This window comes from Microbispora sp. H10885, assembly GCF_014161415.1.
Lineage (GTDB): Bacteria > Actinomycetota > Actinomycetes > Streptosporangiales > Streptosporangiaceae > Microbispora > Microbispora triticiradicis.
Genome location: NZ_JABBWY010000001.1, coordinates 708,042 through 727,110 on the forward strand (window position 1 = coordinate 708,042; position 19,069 = coordinate 727,110).

The 19,069-nt window shown below is 68.2% G+C and carries 16 protein-coding genes; 12 read left to right on the plus strand and 4 right to left on the minus strand.

The genetic code is table 11. From position 1 onward, the window contains the following. The first annotated feature begins 712 nt into the window (after positions 1-712). Positions 713-2,080, plus strand: a complete 1,368-nt coding sequence (locus tag HHX37_RS03115; protein WP_220502547.1) for an endo-1,4-beta-xylanase — start codon at positions 713-715, stop codon at positions 2,078-2,080. A 33-nt stretch (positions 2,081-2,113) separates the two neighbouring features. Continuing rightward, positions 2,114-3,601: a non-reducing end alpha-L-arabinofuranosidase family hydrolase gene (locus tag HHX37_RS03120; protein WP_182884426.1), complete on the plus strand. Its 1,488-nt coding sequence runs from the start codon at positions 2,114-2,116 to the stop codon at positions 3,599-3,601. 159 nt (positions 3,602-3,760) lie between these two features. Here the strand turns inward: HHX37_RS03120 and HHX37_RS03125 are convergent, their stop codons facing one another. Together HHX37_RS03125 and HHX37_RS03130 are read right to left on the minus strand one after the other, a co-directional pair. Further along, entirely contained in the window at positions 3,761-4,099 is a 339-nt protein-coding gene (locus tag HHX37_RS03125; protein ID WP_182881995.1) for an Imm51 family immunity protein, read from the minus strand. Positions 4,100-4,193: 94 nt separating this feature from the next. Beyond that, complete coding sequence (locus HHX37_RS03130; RefSeq protein ID WP_182872958.1) at positions 4,194-4,607, minus strand: VOC family protein; 414 nt, start codon at positions 4,605-4,607, stop codon at positions 4,194-4,196. Between the two features lie 194 nt (positions 4,608-4,801). Here HHX37_RS03130 and HHX37_RS03135 point away from each other — a divergent pair, with 194 nt between their 5' ends. The 3 genes from HHX37_RS03135 (at position 4,802) to HHX37_RS03145 (ending at position 7,171) form a co-directional block, all read left to right on the plus strand. Further along, positions 4,802-5,224, plus strand: a complete 423-nt coding sequence (locus HHX37_RS03135; protein ID WP_182881996.1) for a winged helix-turn-helix transcriptional regulator — start codon at positions 4,802-4,804, stop codon at positions 5,222-5,224. 142 nt (positions 5,225-5,366) lie between these two features. Further along, positions 5,367-6,431 (plus strand): LLM class flavin-dependent oxidoreductase, encoded by a 1,065-nt coding sequence (locus tag HHX37_RS03140; RefSeq protein WP_182884427.1) that lies wholly within the window; start codon positions 5,367-5,369, stop codon positions 6,429-6,431. A 23-nt stretch (positions 6,432-6,454) separates the two neighbouring features. Next, positions 6,455-7,171 (plus strand): NADPH-dependent F420 reductase, encoded by a 717-nt coding sequence (locus HHX37_RS03145; RefSeq protein ID WP_182884428.1) that lies wholly within the window; start codon positions 6,455-6,457, stop codon positions 7,169-7,171. A gap of 4 nt (positions 7,172-7,175) precedes the next feature. On the opposite strand, the gene HHX37_RS03150 is transcribed toward HHX37_RS03145, so the two are convergent. Then, entirely contained in the window at positions 7,176-8,207 is a 1,032-nt protein-coding gene (locus HHX37_RS03150) for a nitronate monooxygenase (protein ID WP_182884429.1), read from the minus strand. Between the two features lie 454 nt (positions 8,208-8,661). On the opposite strand from HHX37_RS03150, the gene HHX37_RS03155 reads away from it, so the two are divergent. The 7 genes from HHX37_RS03155 (at position 8,662) to HHX37_RS03185 (ending at position 17,377) form a co-directional block, all read left to right on the plus strand. After that, entirely contained in the window at positions 8,662-11,514 is a 2,853-nt protein-coding gene (locus HHX37_RS03155) for an immunoglobulin-like domain-containing protein (RefSeq protein WP_182884430.1), read from the plus strand. 632 nt (positions 11,515-12,146) lie between these two features. Further along, complete coding sequence (locus HHX37_RS03160) at positions 12,147-12,518, plus strand: effector-associated constant component EACC1 (RefSeq protein ID WP_182884431.1); 372 nt, start codon at positions 12,147-12,149, stop codon at positions 12,516-12,518. A gap of 2 nt (positions 12,519-12,520) precedes the next feature. After that, positions 12,521-14,377 (plus strand): DNA translocase FtsK 4TM domain-containing protein, encoded by a 1,857-nt coding sequence (locus HHX37_RS03165; RefSeq protein ID WP_182884432.1) that lies wholly within the window; start codon positions 12,521-12,523, stop codon positions 14,375-14,377. Between the two features lie 95 nt (positions 14,378-14,472). Beyond that, positions 14,473-14,958, plus strand: coding sequence for a hypothetical protein (locus HHX37_RS03170; protein ID WP_182884433.1), 486 nt, complete (start codon positions 14,473-14,475; stop codon positions 14,956-14,958). Between the two features lie 48 nt (positions 14,959-15,006). Continuing rightward, positions 15,007-15,684 (plus strand): transglycosylase SLT domain-containing protein, encoded by a 678-nt coding sequence (locus tag HHX37_RS03175; protein WP_182872949.1) that lies wholly within the window; start codon positions 15,007-15,009, stop codon positions 15,682-15,684. 515 nt (positions 15,685-16,199) lie between these two features. Further along, positions 16,200-16,595, plus strand: coding sequence for a tyrosine-type recombinase/integrase (locus HHX37_RS03180; protein ID WP_182884434.1), 396 nt, complete (start codon positions 16,200-16,202; stop codon positions 16,593-16,595). Further along, entirely contained in the window at positions 16,592-17,377 is a 786-nt protein-coding gene (locus HHX37_RS03185) for a DUF2637 domain-containing protein (RefSeq protein WP_310740249.1), read from the plus strand. The genes HHX37_RS03180 and HHX37_RS03185 overlap by 4 nt, the downstream gene beginning before the upstream one ends. A 284-nt stretch (positions 17,378-17,661) precedes the next feature. On the opposite strand, the gene HHX37_RS03190 is transcribed toward HHX37_RS03185, so the two are convergent. Beyond that, positions 17,662-18,945: a hypothetical protein gene (locus HHX37_RS03190; RefSeq protein WP_182884435.1), complete on the minus strand. Its 1,284-nt coding sequence runs from the start codon at positions 18,943-18,945 to the stop codon at positions 17,662-17,664. Positions 18,946-19,069 lie beyond the last annotated feature (124 nt).

The following is a 19,069-nucleotide window of genomic DNA, read 5'->3' on the forward strand; positions in this document are numbered from 1 at the left end:
GTCGGGTTTCAAGGCTTTTGTGTGATGCGGGCGGGTGCGGCGAGGGAAAACCGGACGCCGCCGAGAAGGGGCGGACGACCCGCGGCTGCGCCGGTGCCGGCACGACGCGACGAAGGCGAGCGTCCTGGACGTTCGTCTCTGCGGTCGTGAACCTCCTCATCGGTGACTGTCCGGGAGGGCGGCTCCAGGGACGTGGTGTCTGTCCCCCGGACCGCCCCGCGCCGGCCGCCGGGTGACGGACCCGGTTCGGCTGTTAGCGCTCACACGCTTTCCCTGTCGCGGTTCCTTCTCTGTCAGACGGTGGTGGTGGCAGATCGGAGCCAATACGAGACGAAGAGGAGGCGTCAAGGACGGGCGCCGCTCGCCTGCGGGAGGGTGGCAGGCGGGTGTGCGCCTCATCAGGCGTTATCAGCGGGCGCCGCCCGTGACGGCGAGAGCGTCGCTCTGAAACTTTCTTGCGGGGCTTGACACATTTCGGAGTGGTTTCCAAACTGTGTCCCGAGGCGGCTTCCTCCTGCCCTGTGGTGGTGAGCGGTGAGGACCGCCCTTCGCGACGCCCCAGTGGTGTGCGTTCCCTGATCACGGGACGCGGCGTCGATCGCGTGGGTGAGACCCCCGTTGTCCGCTTTTCCCGTGATTCAGTCTGGAGCACTCCCTCATGGGCAGCAAAGCCTTAATTCCGTCGCGGCCTTCCAGAAGCCCGCGGGTTCTGATGGCCGCGGCCGTCGGCGTACTCGGCGTGGTCGCCGCGGTGGCGGTGTCGACCACGCCGGCGGGTGCGGCGGCGAGTACGCTCGGCGCCGCCGCCGCGCAGAGCGGGCGGTACTTCGGCACCGCCATCGCCGCGGGCCGGCTCGGCGACTCGAACTACACCACGATCGCGAACCGCGAGTTCAACATGGTGACGCCCGAGAACGAGATGAAGCCGGACGCCACCGAGCCCAACCGGGGCCAGTTCAACTTCTCCAGCGGCGACCGGGTCTACAACTGGGCCGTGCAGAACGGCAAGCGGGTGCGTGGCCACACGCTGGCCTGGTACGCCCAGCAGCCGGGCTGGATGCAGCAGTTGTCGGGCAGCAGCCTGCGGCAGGCGATGATCGACCACATCAACGGCGTGATGGCCCACTACAAGGGCAAGATCTACGCCTGGGACGTGGTGAACGAGGCGTTCGCCGACGGCAACTCCGGTGGCCGGCGCGACTCCAACCTGCAGCGCACCGGAAACGACTGGATCGAGGTGGCCTTCCGCACCGCGCGCGCCGCCGACCCGGCCGCCAAGCTCTGCTACAACGACTACAACATCGAGAACTGGACCTGGGCCAAGACGCAGGGCGTCTACAACATGGTCAAGGACTTCAAGTCGCGGGGCGTGCCGATCGACTGCGTCGGCTTCCAGTCGCACTTCAACAGCGGCAGCCCGTACAACAGCAACTTCCGCACCACGCTGCAGAACTTCGCCGCGCTGGGCGTGGACGTGCAGATCACCGAGCTGGACATCCAGGGCGCCTCGCCCACGACCTACGCGGCCGTGACCAACGACTGCCTCGCCGTGCCCCGCTGCAACGGCATCACCACGTGGGGCGTGCGCGACCAGGACTCCTGGCGGTCCGGTGACACCCCGCTGTTGTTCAGCGGCAACAACAAGAAGCCCGCCTACGACGCGGTCCTCAACGCCCTGAACTCCGGTCCCACCATCTCGCCCACCCCGCCGGTCAGCCCCAGCGCGAGTCCTTCGCAGAGCCCCAGCGCGAGCCCGTCGGCCTCGCCGTCGACGTCCCCGGTTCCCGGCGGATGCTCGGCGACGATCAAGACGATCAACAGCTGGGGCGGCGGGTTCCAGTCCGAGGTGACGGTTCAGGCGGGCAGCTCGGCGGTCAACGGCTGGACCGTGAAGTGGACCTGGCCCGGCGGGCAGAGCATCAGCAGCCTCTGGAACGGCCGGCAGAGCACGTCCGGTTCCTCGGTGACCGTCCGCAACGAGACCTACAACGGCTCCATCACCGCCGGCGGCTCCACCACCTTCGGCTTCACCGCCAACGGCACGGCGGCCACCCCGACCGCTACCTGCACCAGCCCCTGACGGCGGCTATTAATGATCACAAGGAGAATTCGAATGCATCTGCCCTGGCGAGCGCGGTCATCGCGCCTCTCCGCCGGCACGACCGCCTCGCGCCGCGGTCTCGCGATCGGCGCCGTCACGGCCCTGCTGGGCGGCGGAGCCGGCCTGCTGGCCACCCAGCCCGCCCAGGCCGCCGTGGCCTGCCGGGTCGACTACGTCATCAGTTCGAGCTGGCCGGGCGGCTTCAACGCCAGCGTCACCATCAACAACCTCGGTGACGCGATCAACGGCTGGCGGCTGACCTGGTCCTTCGACGCCGGCCAGCAGATCACCCAGATGTGGAACGCCACCAACAGCCAGTCCGGGTCGTCGGTGACCGCCACCAACGTGTCCTACAACGGCTCCATTCCCTCGGGCGGCAACACCAACTTCGGGTTCAACGGCTCGTACAACGGCAGCAACCCGGTGCCCGCCTCGTTCTCCCTGAACGGTGTGGCCTGCACCGGCAACCCGGGCACGCCCAGCGCCACTCCCAGCTCCACCCCGACGCAGTCGCCCAGCTCGACGCCGTCCCAGTCGCCGTCCGCGTCGCCGTCGCCGTCTCCGTCTCCGTCGGTGACGCCGACCGGCACGTGCCCGCTTCCGTCGTCGTACCGCTGGACCTCGACGGGCGCGCTGGCGCAGCCGAAGTCCGGGTGGGTCTCGCTGAAGGACTTCACCAACGTCGTCTACAACGGCAAGCACCTGGTCTACGCCACCACGCACGACAACGGGTCGAGCTGGGGTTCGATGGGCTTCAGCACGTTCACCAACTGGTCGGACATGGCCTCGGCCACCCAGACCAAGATGAACTCGGGCACGGTCGCGCCCACGCTGTTCTACTTCGCGCCCAAGAACGTCTGGGTGCTGGCCTACCAGTGGGGCGGGACGGCGTTCTCCTACCGGACCTCCAGCGACCCGACCAACCCCAACGGCTGGTCGGCGCAGCAGACGCTGTCCACCGCGAGCATCTCCGGCTCGGGCACCGGCCCGATCGACCAGACGCTGATCGGTGACGGCCAGAACATGTACCTGTTCTTCGCCGGCGACAACGGCAAGATCTACCGGCAGAGCATGCCGATCGGGAACTTCCCGGGCAGCTTCGGCTCGAACTACACGCAGATCATGAGCGACTCGACCAACAACCTGTTCGAGGCGGTCGAGGTCTACAAGCTCCAGGGCCAGAACAAGTACCTCATGCTCGTCGAGGCGATCGGCTCGCGGGGCCGCTACTTCCGTTCGTTCACGGCCGACAGCCTGAGCGGGTCGTGGACGCCGAACGCCGCGACCGAGAGCAACCCGTTCGCCGGCAAGGCCAACAGCGGTGCCACCTGGACCAACGACATCAGCCACGGTGACCTGGTCCGCAACAACCCCGACCAGACCAAGACGGTCGACCCCTGCAACCTGCAGCTGCTCTACCAGGGCCGCAGCCCCAGCTCCGACGGCGTCGACTACGGTCTCCTGCCCTACCGTCCGGGCCTGCTGACCCTGCAGCGCTAAGGCATGACACAGGTTCCACCCGCACGTCCTGACGGCTGAACGCCGGGACCGGGCGGACCCGAGACAGGCGGGCTCGGCACGACGCCGAGCCCGCCTCAGTCTGTTCCGGCCCGGATCGAGCGCGTCCGGCCCCGCCTGCCTCGCTCGGCGGCGGGCGAGTCAGTCGTCGAACTCGAAACCGTCCGCCTCGGCGGCCGCCACGAGCCGCCGCACGCGATCGGCGTCCGTCGCGACGGCCGCCATCAGGACGCCGAGTTCCTCCAGCGCGCCACGGTCTTTTCCGTACGCGCAGAACATGCCGCCTTCGGGGTCGTACGAGAACCGGCCCTCCAGGGCGGACGCCTCGGTGCCGACGAGCACCTGCGCGACGCCTTCCCAGAAGTATCCGTTCGGCTCATGGCCGAGATCTTCGATCACGCCGTCGACCCGCGTGGTTCCCGCGTCCAGCAACAGCGAGTACTCGCCCGGGGTCGGTTCGATCAGTCTCAGTGGATGCACCGGCGCATGCTGCCACTGTCGTTCTCGAGCCGCAAGCCTTGGCCCAGGCCCGGCCGGCGCCGCCCCGAGGGCGTCTGGGAGCCTCGCGCCGGGGTCACTCCGCGTAGGGCTGGTCCTGTCCCTGGGCGCTGTAGCCGAGGCTCCAGATGTAGCCGTCCGGGTCGGCGAAGGTGCCGCCGTACCCGCCCCACGGCAGCGCGCCGGCGGGCTTGAGGATCGTGGCGCCGGCCTTCTCGGCCTCTGCCATGATCTCGTCGACCCGGGCCTCACTGCGGACGACGTAGGTGAGGACGAGCCCGCCGAAGCCGCTGCCGTCCCGGCTCGTTCCCACCATGTCGGCCAGGCCGTCGCGGCCGTAGAAGCCGACCGGCGAAGCTCCGTCCGACTCGAAGAACACCGAGACGCCGTAGTCGTTCTTGATCTTCCAGCCGAGACCCTCGGTGTAGAACCGCTTGGCCTGGTCCATGTCACGGACACCGAGGAGGATCGAGCTGACGTGTGCCTTCATGCCTTTGCTCCTTCGCGCTTCAGGGGTCGTGCTCATGAAGCTCACGCTACGAGCGGCTCCCGGTCCGGCGCTTCTCGATTCGTGACCGATGTCAGCGGGCGACGGAGGTTGCTTTTGGTCACGGATGTACTCTTCGGCAACCGGTAACAGCAACATGACCTGGTCACCTTCGGGTGACGGAGCAGGCGGGAACCATGTCACACCAGACCGAGGCGGACAGGGTGCTGCGTTCGCTGGGCAGGGCGTGCCTCGAACACGACCCGGACGTGCTCCGATCCGTGCTGGACCGGGTCGGTGACAAGTGGAGCCTGATCCTCATCGGGCTGCTCGACAAGGGGCCGATGCGCTTCACCGAGCTGCTGCGGACGGCGCCCGGCATCTCCCGCCGCATGCTGACGCTGACCTTGCGCGGCCTGGAGCGTGACGGGCTCGTCAAGCGCCTGATCTATCCGGAGATCCCGCCCCGGGTGGAGTACGAGGTCACCCCGTTCGGACGCACCCTGTCCGAGCCCGTCCTGGCGCTCACCCGGTGGGCGGCCGACAACCAGGACGCGATCCGCGCCAACCGCCGCGCCTTCGACCAGGCGGCCGGCCTCGATATCGACGATCTCGACTGAGACCTCGTCGGTCCACTTCATGTGACCACGGTTCAATTGAAGTTACCGATCGCCGGCGTGTACCCAGGTATGCGGAGTCGCTGAGGCGGCCTGTTCCAGGCCGTCGGCGCACGTACGGGAGTTGATCGGTATGTCTGGCACCATGACCGTCGGTAGGTCCGAACACCCACGCTTCGAGCTGGGGCTCAACTCGTTCGGGGAGGTGGCGACGGACGGCGGGCGCGTGCTCGACGACGCCGAGACCGTACGCCTGCTCGTGGAGGAGGCCCGGCTGGCCGAGGCGGTGGGGCTGGACGTCTTCAGCGTGGGAGAGCATTACCGGGAGGGACACAACGACTCCGCGACCCCGGTGCTGCTCGCCGCGATCGCCACGGCCACCCGGCGAATCGGGCTCGGCACCTCCGTGACCGTGTTGAGCACGAACGACCCGGTCCGGCTGTACCAGGAGTTCTCCACTCTCGACGCGGTGTCCGGCGGCCGGGCCCGGATCGTGCTGGGCCGTGCCTCCGCGACGGAGTCGTTCCCGCTGTTCGGCTACGACCTGGCCGACTACGAGCGGCTGTTCGAGGAGAAACTCGACCTCTTCCTGCGGCTCGAACGCGAGGAGCGGGTGACCTGGTCCGGGACGGTGCGTCCGCCGCTCACCGGGCAGCGACTGCATCCCCGGATGCGGCCGGGCGGCATCCCCACCTGGATCGGCGTCGGCGGCAGCCCGGATTCCGTGGTGCGCGCAGCCCGTCACGGCCTGCCGCTCATGATGGCCGTCATCGGCGGACGGCCCCAGCGCTTCGCCAGGAACGTCCAGTTGTACCTCACAGCGCTTCAGCGCTTCGGTCGTCCCGCGCTGCCGATCGGCCAGCACTCGCTCGGCCTCGTCGCCGACACCGACGAGGAGGCCGTCGAGACGTGGTGGCGGTACTGGCAGCCCGTCGTCGAGGATCTCGCCGCCGAGCGCGGCTTCTACGCCCCCGATCGGGAGCGGTACGAAGCCGAGGTCGAGGACGGCGCGCTCTTCGTGGGATCGCCTGAGACGGTCGCCCGCAAGATCGTCAGGGTGGCCCGCGATCTCCGCCTGAGCCGTTTCGATCTCAAGTACGACATCATGCACCTTCCTCGCGACGCCCGTGCTCGCACGATCGAGCTGCTGGGCCGAGAGGTCGCCCCGCGCGTACGTGAGCTGCTCGCAGCCGGCACGGTCCACGCGTGACCCATCGGCGACTTGGAGCGACCATGAAACCAGGCGATGTCCGTACCATCGGCATCCTCGGCGCGGGCAAGCTCGGCACCGTCCTGGCCCGCCTCGCCGTGGCGGCCGGCTACCGCGTCCTGATAGCGGGCTCCGGGGAGGCCGCACGGATCTCCCTCACCGTCGAGGTCGTCACGCCCGGCGCGGCCGCGGTGACCGCGGTGGAGGCCGCGTCCGAGGCGGATGCCGTGGTGCTGGCCCTGCCACTCGGCAGGCATCGCGACGTCCCCGCCGAAGCGCTGCGGGGCAGGCTGGTGCTCGACGCGATGAACTACTGGCAGGACGTGGACGGGGTCCGGGACGACCTCACCGACCCGCGCACGTCCTCCAGCGAGATCGTCCAGGCGTTCCTGCCGCACGCGCGGGTCGTCAAGGCCTTCAACCACATGGGCTACCACGACCTGGAGGAGAGCGCCCGTCCCGCCGGCGCTCCCGGCCGCCGCGCGATCGCCGTCGCCGGCGACGATCCGGAGGATGTCGAGGTCGTCGCCTCGATCGTGGACGCGCTCGGCTTCGACCCCGTGATCGCCGGCCCGCTCGCCGAGGGCGTCCGCACGGAGCCGGGCACGGAGCCGTTCGGCGCGAACATCCACGCGGCCGGACTGCGTGCCATGCTCCATCGTTTCCCCGAGTCGCGGCGCGGCCGCGAGGTGCTCCGCGCGCGCGGCGGAGTGACGTCGTCGCCCTGCCCGACGCCCTGATTCCTCAGAGGCGGGATGCGAGCCGTCGCAGGATCCGGGCGGCGGGTTCGGGAGTGGCGTGGTGGTGGCCGGTGCCGGCCCACAGGTTGATCCGCTCCGGATCCCGGGCGGCTGCCGCGGCCCGGCGCATGGGGCCGGTCAGGTGGTGCAGCGCGGGATAGCCGAAGGGCGCGAGATCGCCGTAGCGGTCGGTGAAGCGGTTGCGCAGGGCCCGTGCCGGCCTGCCGGTGAAGGCTCTGGTGACCACTGTTCCCCGGTCCGCCGCGCCCGCCAGCGCGTCCTTGTGGGGGAGCGACGTCCCGGACTCGTCGGCAAGCAGCAGAACGGTGCCGACCATGGCCGCCGCGGCGCCGGCCCCCAGCGCCTGGACCACGTCGGCGGGGGTGGCCAGCCCGCCCGCGCCGATGAGGGGCAGGGACACGCGGTTTGCCACCTCGCCCAGCAGCCGGGGGAGCGGCACGTCGGCGGGGCTCCGCCGGGGCGTGAACGTGCCCGAGTGACCGCCCGCGGCCGAGGCCTGCACGACCAGCATGTCGGCCCCGGCCTCCGCGGCCTGAAGCGCCTCCGCGGGTGAGGTGACGGTCTGGAGGACGAGCGTCCCGGCGGCGCGCAGTGCCCTGACGACCGCCGGGTGCGGAACGGCGAAGGTGAAGCTGACCACCGGAACCGGTCGGGACAGCAACAGCTCGATCTTGTCGGACCAGTGGTCGTCGTCCTCGACGGCCTCCGCGGCGAGGAGGTCGAGGCCGTACGCCTGGCCTTCGGGGGCGATCGTGCAGGCGTAGCGCCGGAACTCCGCCGGATCGACCGGCAGCGGGTTGGGTGCGAAGAGGTTCACCCCGAACGGGACCCCACCGGCGCGTACCTGGTCGATCTGCTCGCCCAGCGCGCCGGCGTCCTTGTACCCGCCGGCCAGGAAGCCCATGCCGCCCGCGCGCGCCGCCGCGACGACCAGGGCGGGCGTGCCCGGGCCGCCGGCCATCGGCGCGGCCAGGACGGGAGCGCTCACCCCGAGGGCCGTCAGTGCCTCGCTCATGCCGGCCCCTTCTCTGGTCCCGCCTCCGCGCAGATCACCAAGGTACGGCTCTCCCCGCCCCGAACCGAGTATCGGCAGTGAGAACCCACGTGACCTGGTTAGACGGGGATAGGGCCTTTATCCAGGTCATGCATGGCTTTCATCGGTTCACTGACAAAGCTTACTTATGGTGAGGCTATCTTTCGCTGGGGCTGGAGGTTAGTGTCTGCATTCAAGACCCGGACATATAGCCCAGTCTCCCCCCAGTTCACGCCGTCCCCCCATGTGTCACAGCGAGGTGAACTTTGTCTGTGCTGCCCTCGTCTCGTCGGAGCGCTCAACGAGGCCTGATCACAGTGACCGGATCAAGGAGGACCAATTGAGAGTGCGACAGCAAAGGTCACGTCACAGGCTGAGTCGCAAGGGCAGAGGTGTCACCGGCCTGGTACTGGGTGGGCTTCTCTCGGTCTCGTTCGTGGCGACGCCCTCGCACGCCGCCGAGGGGACGCTCGACGAGGGTCTGGTGCACCACTTCGCCCTCGACGAGACCAGTGGGACGACGCTGGTCAACTCGGGTAGCGCGGGCTCGGCGGCGAACGCCACGCTCGTGAATCCGGGAAAGGCGACCTTGACCGGCGATGGAGTCAGGTTCAACCCCGGCTCCTACGAGAGCGCCCTCGACGGTGCGTACGTGAAGCTGCCGAACAACCTCACCGCCGGCATGTCGAACCTCACCGTCGACTATGACGTGTGGATCGACCCGGCGAACGTCGGCGAGCACCAGATGTGGGGCTTCGGCGCGAAGTCCGGCTCGTGCGACGTCGACACCGGCGCCCAGGGCTCCATCTTCGCGTCGAACACCCAGCGGTTCCGCGTCGCGGTGGGTTCGGCGAACCTCCAGCAGAACCGCGTCCGCATGACCGAGGGAGCCTGGACGCACGTCACCTACACGCAGTCGCTGAACCCGAACGGCACGAGCTGGACCGGCACGCTTTACCTCGACGGCGTGCAGCACGCGACGGCAACGAACCTGACCACGCCGCCGTCGGTGAACGCCGCGGGGACCAACTGCAACTTCCTCGCTCGCTCGCAGACGTCGAGCCACTACTCGTTCCGCGGAACGCTCCGGGACTTCCGGGTCTACGACCGGGCAGTGAGCGTCGACGAGACACTCGCCCTGGCGAAAAGGACCGTCTCCACCGGCGTTCACGCCGACGCCGAAGCCATCGACCTCGGCCTGACCAGCGCGATCGTACGCGACATCGTTCTGCCCAAGGTGGGCTCCGTGGCGGGCTCGACCATCACGTGGACGAGTTCGGACCCGTCGGTCGTCCAGGTCTACACCCCGCCGGCCCTCCCCAGCGCACGCAAGGTCGCGGTCACCGGCAGGATCACCCGGCCCGCGAAGGGGCAGCCCGACGCGACGGCCACGCTCACGGCGACCGTCCGCAAGGGCTCCCAGGAGGTCACCACACGGGAGATCCCCGTTGTGGTGAAGGCCGAGTTCGACGACGCGCAGGCGGTCGGCCGTGACACGTTCGACCTGACCCTGCACGACACCGACGACCTGCGCGGAAACATCAACCTCCCCGTCAGCGGCGAGTTCGGATCCACGATCACCTGGAAGTCGACCACCGACCTCGTCACCCCGAAGGGTGAGGTGACCCGCCCGGCGTTCGGCCGTGCGGACGCCGACGCCGTACTGACGGCGACCATCACCAAGGGGTCGGCCTCGCAGACGAAGTCGTTCCCGGTGACCATCACCGCCATGCCCCGTTCCGAGGAGCGCGAGCGGTACTTCCTGGGGTACTTCAAGGGCGAGGGGATCGCCGACGGCGAGCAGATCATGTTCGCGACGTCCAACGGGAACACCGCTCTGGACTGGACCGGGCTGACCGGAGGCCGGCCGTCGCTCATCTCCCAGCTGGGCGACCAGGGCCTTCGTGACCCGCACATCGTCCGCTCGCCCGACGGCGACACGTTCTACATGATCGCCACCGACCTGAACTGGTACGACCAGGGCGGATACGCCATCAACGACACCCAGTACATCGAGGTGTTCGAGTCGCACGACCTCGTGCACTGGACTCCTCAGCGGCACGTGAAAGTCGCGCCCGACAACGCGGGCAACGCCTTCGCACCCGAGTCGCTGTGGGTCGAGGAGATCGGCGCCTACGCCGTGTTCTGGGCACAGTCGCTGTGGAACGACCCCGTGAACCGCACCGGTCAGGGGAACGCGCAGATGTGGTACACCACGACGCGCGACTTCCAGACGTTCTCCGCTCCCAAGGTTTGGCAGAACCCGGCCCCTCTGTCGCGGATCGACACGACCGCGATCCGGGTCGGTGACTACTACTACCGCGTGACCAAGAACGAGGCCGGCAACCAGGGGTCGGACATCTTCTCGGAGAAGCACACCGACTTCCTGGACAGCAACATCGCCAACTGGAAGTCGCTCGCTCCGGCTCTGGGGCGCACGACGTGGGCCGCCGACCAGGGGTACGAGGGGCCGATCATTTTCAAGGCCAACCCTGGTGACACCTCCTGCCCCGGCCAGTTCTACCTCTGGGGTGACCGGTACACGAACGGTGGTGGCTACCAGGCCGCGTGCCACGAGAACATCGAGGCTCCGACCTGGAACGCCAAGGCGATCACGATGACCAACGCGGGCGTCGTCCGGCCGCGTCACGGCACCGTGATCCCGATTACCCTCCGCGAGTGGAACGACATCCGCAAGATCCCGAACAGCGACGTCGCGACCACCACGGAGGTGGCTGTCAAGCCGTACGCGAGCGGGGCCCAGACGACCACGGCCACGGCCACGGTCAAGGCGGCCGACGGCTTCGAGACCGGCGGTCAGGTGCGGTTCAGCATCGGCTCGTGGTCGAAGCTCGCCTACCTGGAGGACGGCGCGGCCACGGTCACGCTGCCGGAAGGTCTGCCCGCGGGTACCCGGACGGTCAAGGTCGAGTACCTCGGCATCGACTACCTGAAGGCGTCGGAGGGCACGGCGTCGTTCACGGTGCCGGTCGTTCCGGAGCTCGCGCTGACCGTGACCGCCACCGCCCGCTGCGTGGGCACCACGGCGTACGTGGCCGTGACCGCGGTCAACGACGCCGCCGTGCCGGCGAACGTGACGCTGACCACCCCCTACGGTTCGAAGACCGTGGCCGACGTCGGCCACGGCAAGCAGGCCTACCAGTCCTTCAACTCCAGGGCCGGGCAGATCGCCACGGGCAGTGCGACCGTGACGGCGACCGCGACGATCGATGGCCGGCAGGTCACCTCGACCTACAACCCCTCCTACACCGCCATCAACTGCGCCTAACCCGACCGGCCACGGCGCATTCCCGCTACTGAACCGGGGCCGGGAGGCAGGTGGCGGGCCGGCGAGCTCAACCTCGCCGGCCCGCCAGAAGGACACGATGCCGCTCCGCTCCGCGTGGAGGGGCAGTCACCCGGCAACGCAGAAGGCCGGTTCCGATGATCGGAACCGGCCTCTCAGCTGTTACTGCATGGTCGGGGTGGCGGGATTCGAATCCACGACCTCTTCGCCCCGAAGCGGCCTCGGCCGGGTTGTCGCTGCACCGCATCCCAGGGCAACGACGCTCAAGCAGTTGGCCGGGACGCGGTGGGGTGATGGCCTCGAATCACATCCTGACGCGTTTGAATCCTCAAATCGGTTAGGAGGAAAAGGGCTACCCGGAACTTGGTGAGATGACGGCCGAGCCGGTCATGCGAGCCGTCGGTTCCCTCGATCGCTGGGCTCTGCTTGCTACGGGGTGCTCTGTCTGCCAGCCGGGCACGTCGTACCGGTCTACGGCGCGTCCCATCACTGCAGCCTAATTGCGGCTGTAGGTGAACGAGTCGTGAGATGCAGGCGACTGTGTCTGCTGCTGCTGGCAGAATGAAGGGTCTTACCTTAGGTGCGCGGTGGGTGACTGAGGGCGGAGGAGGATATTGGAACTCAAGGTGTCTCTCGATGTCGGCTCGGAAGCGGACGAAATCGAAATCGAGCGACTTTCTCGTAACCTGCGCGGCGAACTCCTCGACCTGGACGTGGACGACGTGAGGCACCTTCCCGACTCGGCCCCGGCGAACGCCAAAGCGGGGGATGGGGCGATCTGGACGACGCTGCTGGTGACGTTATCCGCCTCCGGTGGTGTCATCACCACGATCATCGCGGCGATAAACGGATGGCTGAGCCGACGTCAGGAGCCGGTGACGGTGACCGTGCAGTTCGGCGACAACTCGATCACCTTGCCCAACGCCACCGATGAGGAGCGTCGCCTGCTGCTCGACGCCTTCATCGCGCAGCAGGAACGCCACTGACCATGGGCAGGTACGCCCTTCTCGTCGGATCGGACGACTACACCGAGGACGCCCGACTGCGCAAGCTGCGTGGCCCTCAGGCCGATGTACGGGCGTTGGCGCGTGTACTGAGCGATCCCGGCGTCGGGGCGTTCGAGGTCGAGACCGTCATCAACGAGCCGTCCCATGTGGTCAGCACGAGGCTGGAGGCGTTCTTCAGCGGGCACAAACGCGACGATCTGCTGCTGTTCTATTTCACCGGGCACGGGCTTCTGGATCCGGAGGGTCGCCTCTTCTTCGCGATGACGAACACCCGATTCGGCCTGCTCGGCTCCACTGCTGTTTCCGCGCAGTTCGTCAAGGACGTGCTCAACCCCAGCAGGTCCCGAACCAAGGTGGTGATTCTCGACTGCTGCGGCAGTGGCGCGTTTCCGCGAGACATGATCGCGAAACAGGCGCGTACGTTGCAGGCGGCACAGCAGCTTCAGGGGCACGGCCGTGTGATTTTGACCGCGTCCGACGCTCTGCAGTACGCATTCGAGGACGGCGGTGTCGTCGGCGACGCGACAACGTCTGTTTTCACGCGATTCCTTGTTGAAGGCCTGGAGACCGGTGCCGCCGATCTCAACTTCGATGGCGAGGTGGACCTCGACGAACTTTACGACTACGCCTATGAGCGCACCGTCGAGGCGAACCCCACCCAGCACCCGCAGAAGCTGTCGTTGGTCAGCGGGAAGGTCGTCATCGCGAAGAACGCCGCCAGGCCCGCCCTGCTTCCCCCCGGTCTGCACGATGCCCTGCGCAACTCTCACCCCGGGATCCGCCTGACCGCCGTGGATGAAACGGCAAAACTCCTGCTGAACGCAGACGGCGACGTCGTCACCGCCGCTCTCACCGTCCTGCGCCGCCTTCAGTCTGACGCAGATCGCCGGGTAGCGGCCCGCGCCACCCGTTTCATCACCGACTGGACCACTCCATATGGGCCGGCACCTCCTGGAGAGGCGGCCATACCGGTGTTCAGGCAGGTCGGCGGGGAAAACACCGCCGCCGACTTGCCACGCCGACCGGTGGGTGACCGGCGGACAAGAGCCGAGGGGAGGCCGCGGGGCAAGGACTCGCACGCCGGGGGCCGGGTATCGGCCGCAGAGCCGGCGAGAGCCCCGCAGCCCGCTGCACCCGTGCGGACCCCTCCAGTCCGTGTGGGGACCAGCCGGAAGCCACCAGCGCGACGGTCGCGGAGCGGTGACCCGCTTAGCTGGGTTTTCCTGCAGATCGGCAGGCTGGTCATGGGGCCGTGGCTGCTGCTGGCCCGCAGCGTTGGCCATCTGGCCCGGACCCCCTGGAAACGGTCTGTCGACATCGATCCCGATCGCCGAAGAGACGGGGTGGCGCTCGCGGTGCTGATCGTCGCTTCGATGTGTGTAGCTGTCATCAATCGCAACAGCGGTGATGGCTGGATGGAGATGGCCAATGCGGTGATTCGCGCCTTGCTCGGCTCGTTGGCCTGGTCGTTGCCCGCGGCGCTCTCCTGGGTTTCTTGGCGGTTGTTTCGCCGGGCCGACCAGAACTTCGAGACCAGCAGGATGGGCATCGGCTGGACCGCGCTGCTGGCCGGGATCCTAGGGATCGTGCACGTCGCCCACGGCACGCCGTACCCCTCGGGCGGACCGACCGACGGCATGGACAACGTGTCGGCGGCGGGCGGCATGGTCGGCTTCATCGTCTCGGCGCCGCCGTCGAGCATCCTGCCGGCGTTCATCACGATCCCGCTGCTGGTGATGCTGTCGGGCTTCGGCCTGCTGGTGATCACCGCGACCCCGGTGCACCGCGTCCCCGAGCGCCTCGCCGAGGTCCGGCACAAGATCTTCCCCCGGACGTAGGAGTCCACGGAGCTCCGCAAGATCTCCGCGTCGCGCAAGCTGGAGCAGTTCGTCCTGTCCAGCCAGGAAGGCCCCACACGCTGTCCGATCTCGCGATGGCCGACCGCATCTGCCTGCTGGAGCCCGCCAGGCCCGCCTGGATCGGCGACCGCCTCCGCGTCCCACGGGTGCACGTCTCCGAGGCCTACGGGCTCGATCTGGGCGCCTGCTGGCCGCACCTGTGGCTGATCGTGCCGCAGGAGAGCCGGACCGCGGTGGAGGCCGCGCGCGACTCGCTGGCCGCCGCCGCGCGCCTGACGGGCTGGTCCGCGCTCTACCTGCTGCTGGCCGTGTGGTGGTGGCCCGGCGCGGTCATCGCGGGCCTGTTGTTCGCGACCGCGTGGTCGCGTGCGCGGATGGCCGCCGCCACGCTGGCGGACCTGGCGGAGGCGGTCGTCGACCTGCACGTCGGTGACCTGAGCGACCGGCTGGCCCCAGCCCGTCAGGCCGAACCCCTCACCGGCCGCGCACTGACCAGCCTCCTTCGCAGAAGCCGCTGGGACCCCGATTATCCGGGCGGGTGGAGCTCCGAGGGCGGTTAGTCGCGGAGAGTCCTGGGCACTCGCAGCGGCGACGTAAGGAGCAGAAGGATGGGGAAGCGTCAGTGCCGCCGCCACGGTCTCGCCGCGCTGGCCGTGGGAGTGGCCGTGTCCGGTTTCACCGCCGCCTGCGGCGGAGACCACGAACCTCTCGGCTCCGGGGCCGTCGCGACCGCCACGCCGGGGGCGCATCGGCCTCAGCGGACGTCCCCCCCTCCCTCCTCCGGCTCCGCTGAGGACCGCGAGGCCGTACGCTTCGCCCCTCGGGTCGTCGCCCATGCGAGCAAGGCCCGGGTGCATTCGTCGCTGCTGATGGCGATCCTGCTGAACGAGTCGAACAAGCCGCACGATCCGGCGCTGGAGCGGGCCTGGCAGAAGCTCAAGCCTGACGCGGCCTTCGGCATAGCGAACATGCACAAGGCCGCCTTCGACGAGGCCAAGCGGGGGCGCGACTTCGCCGCCCGGCAGTGGGAGGAGCTGCCCGACGACCCCGATCTGGCCATCGAGTCCGCGGCCTGGTACCTCCACGACCTCGCCGGCCACCTGCCGGCCAAGTGGCGCACCCCGTACACGAAGGACGAGCTGCTCGCTCTCGGATACAACGCCGGGCCGGGCAACATGCGGGCGTTCGCCCGGGGCGCGAAGCTGGGGCAGGAGGCCCGGTCGTACCTGGAGCGCCTGCGCGGGAACTGGCCCGCGGCGCAGGACGCCGTACGGCACCTCCGGTAGCCCGTCGGCGTGGACGTCGAGCGGCTTCCGGAGCTCCGGGTGGCCGGCGCCGCCAGGGCGCCGTGGCCCTCCCGTCCTTCGGCAGGCCGCCGAGCCCTGCGTCCCAGCCTTACCCGTCGCCGAGCGCCGCGTCGAGTGGCGTAGATCGTACCTTCCACGATGACGTCGGCCATGAGCATTCACCGCGTGGAGGCCGGGGCAGCCGGGCTGCGAGTCGGGCAACGCCTACATGAGTGGGTGGTGAGTAGGACCGGGAGCTAACGGACCGGCAGCGCAGACCTGGGGCCGAGGTTCAATCGGGTGCCGTAGGGGGGATCTTTAGGGCTGCCTGGGGTTGCCAACGGTTACATGATCGGGTTCCACCACTAACGCCACGCTAACGAACGATCAAGGGCCTGACCGCTGTCTCCAGCGATCAGGCCCTTGAACTGCAACTACCTGGTCGGGGTGGCGGGATTTGAACCCACGGCCTCTTCGTCCCGAACGAGAACGGCAAGACGTATAAGCACGGGACCTTGTCCGCCTACAACGCGGGCAAGTGCCGCTGCGAGTACTGCCGCGCTGCTTTCGCGCAGTACCGGGCGAAGCGCCGAGGTGAGGAAGGGAAAGACACCCCACGCCAGCCTCGGCAGCGCGACACCGACGGCCACATCCCGGCTGACTGGTTCCGACGGCAGGTCTGGAAACCCGCGCTCAAGGAAGCCGACTTGGGGATCCACGTGCGCATTCACGACATGCGGCACGCACATGCCTCATGGTTGCTCGCTGGCGGCGCCGACCTGCAGGTGGTCAAGGAGCGGCTCGGCCACGCCTCCATCGCCACTACCGAGAAGTACCTACACACCCTGGACGACGCCGACGAGACGGCCCTGGACGCCTTCTCGAAGATCCGGAATCGATCCGCAAGGTGAAGGAAGCAACGGAGAAAGAGAACTCGGGACATTCGGACGTGCTGGTGGTTCATCGACACTGGTGCCCTCCTGACGAGGAGGCGCTGATAGCTCCAGAACTTGTCGCCGTACGCCGAATCCAGAGGACGACGATCGCAGGCGTTGCGCTACTGGCGCTGATCGCAGCGGTCGTCTCATTCCGGCACATGCACGAGCTCTGCCTGCGCTACGGCGAGGACCACCTGGCGGCGGTGCTCATTCCGCTCGCCGTCGACGGCCTGATCGTCGTCGCTTCGATGTCCATCCTGCTGGCTAACCGGTACGGCTCCCGCGGTGGCGTCCTGGCGTGGACCCTGCTCGTGGTCGGGAGCCTCGCCAGCCTCGCGGCGAACGTCGCTGTCGCCGAATCCAGCCTCCTGATCGGCCGAATCATCGCGGCGTGGCCGAGCGCGGCATTGGTCGGTAGCTACGAGCTCTTGATGTCCCAGCTCCGCCAGTGCGCCGGAAGACGGGCAGAAGCTCCGGATCTGTACGCTCTTAGCCCTGGCCGGAAGGGTCCTGCCGCCGACGCAGATGCTGACCCCATGGAGCAACAGGGCACCCAGGAGGAAGAGGCCGGCTTGCCTGCTGAGCCCATTCGGAACGGCCGGGCGTTGCAGCGAGAGGCGTGGCGGTGGGCACAGCAGAACCGCCAGGCAGACGGAGATCTGCCCAGCGGCATCGCCATCGCTCGGGCCTTCGCTCGTAGCCCTCGTTGGGGCCGTCTGGTCAAGAAGGCCGGACTCGCTGGCGAGCTGAGTTGACGCGAGGGATGGAAGGGGAATGGGTGATCCGTCGCGAGGCGGAGACGGCAGGGACATCGTCGAATCAGGGTCAGCTGGACAGGAACATTGGCGTTGGACACTAGTGAGCGGCCACTGCGGGTGCGCATCTCAGGCGAGAGACCCGAATGTGTCCGTACCCAGCGAGTGGCGGCGGAATTACCATAGTTCCGGGTGGCCCGCCACTACACGAGGTCCAGGCAAGTGAAGGTGCCCTCTGTATCCGACGTCCCCGACGCCCTGCCGCGAAGGGGCCCGCCCGCCGCCTATTTCGCCCCCGGAAGCTTCATCAGATAGGCCAGGCCGTTCTCCGACTTAGTGCGGTCCAGCCAGATGTTGACTACGTCCTTGATCGGCTCACTGAGGATGCCGCTGAACGTGCCGCCGCCAAGCAACAGCGCCAACAATGGTGACACTCCTGGAAAGAGCGTGGTCAGCAGCACGGGCGCCGATGTGACGCTCAACCCCACGACCGTCCGCTTGAACAGGCTCCGGTAAGCGCTGCGCAGGGCTTCCTTATGGTCGTCCAGTTCCCTGCGCGCCTCCTGGATCGCCTCATCGATCTCGTCCTCGATTCTGGGTGACCACGGCTGGCTGGCGACCTTGCGCACGATGCTCGCCAGGTGGGAGCGGAACTGTCTGCGCTCGTCCGCCGTCTCTTCCCGGTAGCGCAGGCACTGCTCCAGCGACAGTGCATCCAGTGCCTCCTTGTCCAGCACCGAATCGATGATGCGCTGCTCGACCAGCGCGTACTTCTGCGCGGCTGCCTGGGAGGAGGCCCGGCGAAGGCCAGGAATGTTGGCAAGTGTCGGGCCAATCTCCGCAGCACGGGCGAACCTGGCCGACAGCAGCCGAAAGTGAGCATCGCTGTCCGTGAGCGGCACGGCGACGGTTTCCACTGACATAGCCAGCGCGGTGGTGGTCGCAATTGATGATCCCAGGTAGTAAGGCAGAACGGCTGCCCACTCCCGCTCCTGCGGGACAGCGCTGCGCTTCTGCCAGCCGGGAAGGGAGAACTCCTGATTGGGCTTGCCGTCCGCGAAGAGCGCGTGGCCCAATCCATCGATGACCTCGAACGGCCGGCGCGTGTTCTCCGGATACAGCACCCTTGGGGTGTACTGGTGACTGAGGAACTGCAGCGCGGAGGCAGGGATGCGGCTGCGTAGCATGCTCCAGGTGGGCGGTTGCCCGGCGAACAGGTCGATCACCTGCTGGTCGAGCATGTCCGCCTGCATGGCCCCGGTGATGAGCTGGTCGACGGACCCCTGCTCGATCACGGGTCCGGGGTCGACGAACCTGACCAGGCCCTCCGACTCCAGCAGGGCGTAGCGATCCGCGATCTGCGTCCACTCGGCGCTCAGGCGATGTGCCGCAGAGCCCGGTAGGTACTGCTGATGCTGCTCGACGTCATACAAGCCGGCACGGACACGCGCCGATTTCGGGTCGATGAACAACACCTCGTCGTAGAGCAGGATCGCCCGCTTGAGAGTGGTTTCCTGTAGCGTGCGCGAGAAGGGGTAATAGAGCGCCCGCAGCACCTCGTCCGCCATGTCCAACACAGTCGCATCCCCCCGCGCGCCCCCGCAATAGCCAACGTGATCACTTACGGGGAGCGACCGAGACCTTCGCCGTGGAGCCCACTCAGCGTGGATCTGCCTGACCCGCACGGCCAGC

Bases quoted from the DNA above. Each gene is read 5' to 3' on its own strand.
- HHX37_RS03115 (WP_220502547.1), top strand. From the start codon at position 713: ATGGCCGCGGCCGTCGGCGTACTCGGCGTGGTCGCCGCGGTGGCGGTG.
- HHX37_RS03120 (WP_182884426.1), top strand. From the start codon at position 2,114: ATGCATCTGCCCTGGCGAGCGCGGTCATCGCGCCTCTCCGCCGGCACG.
- HHX37_RS03175 (WP_182872949.1), top strand. From the start codon at position 15,007: ATGGGGAAGCGTCAGTGCCGCCGCCACGGTCTCGCCGCGCTGGCCGTG.
- HHX37_RS03170 (WP_182884433.1), top strand. From the start codon at position 14,473: ATGGCCGACCGCATCTGCCTGCTGGAGCCCGCCAGGCCCGCCTGGATC.
- HHX37_RS03145 (WP_182884428.1), top strand. From the start codon at position 6,455: ATGAAACCAGGCGATGTCCGTACCATCGGCATCCTCGGCGCGGGCAAG.
- HHX37_RS03150 (WP_182884429.1), bottom strand. From the start codon at position 8,207: ATGAGCGAGGCACTGACGGCCCTCGGGGTGAGCGCTCCCGTCCTGGCC.
- HHX37_RS03140 (WP_182884427.1), top strand. From the start codon at position 5,367: ATGACCGTCGGTAGGTCCGAACACCCACGCTTCGAGCTGGGGCTCAAC.
- HHX37_RS03135 (WP_182881996.1), top strand. From the start codon at position 4,802: ATGTCACACCAGACCGAGGCGGACAGGGTGCTGCGTTCGCTGGGCAGG.
- HHX37_RS03130 (WP_182872958.1), bottom strand. From the start codon at position 4,607: ATGAAGGCACACGTCAGCTCGATCCTCCTCGGTGTCCGTGACATGGAC.
- HHX37_RS03165 (WP_182884432.1), top strand. From the start codon at position 12,521: ATGGGCAGGTACGCCCTTCTCGTCGGATCGGACGACTACACCGAGGAC.
- HHX37_RS03190 (WP_182884435.1), bottom strand. From the start codon at position 18,945: ATGGCGGACGAGGTGCTGCGGGCGCTCTATTACCCCTTCTCGCGCACG.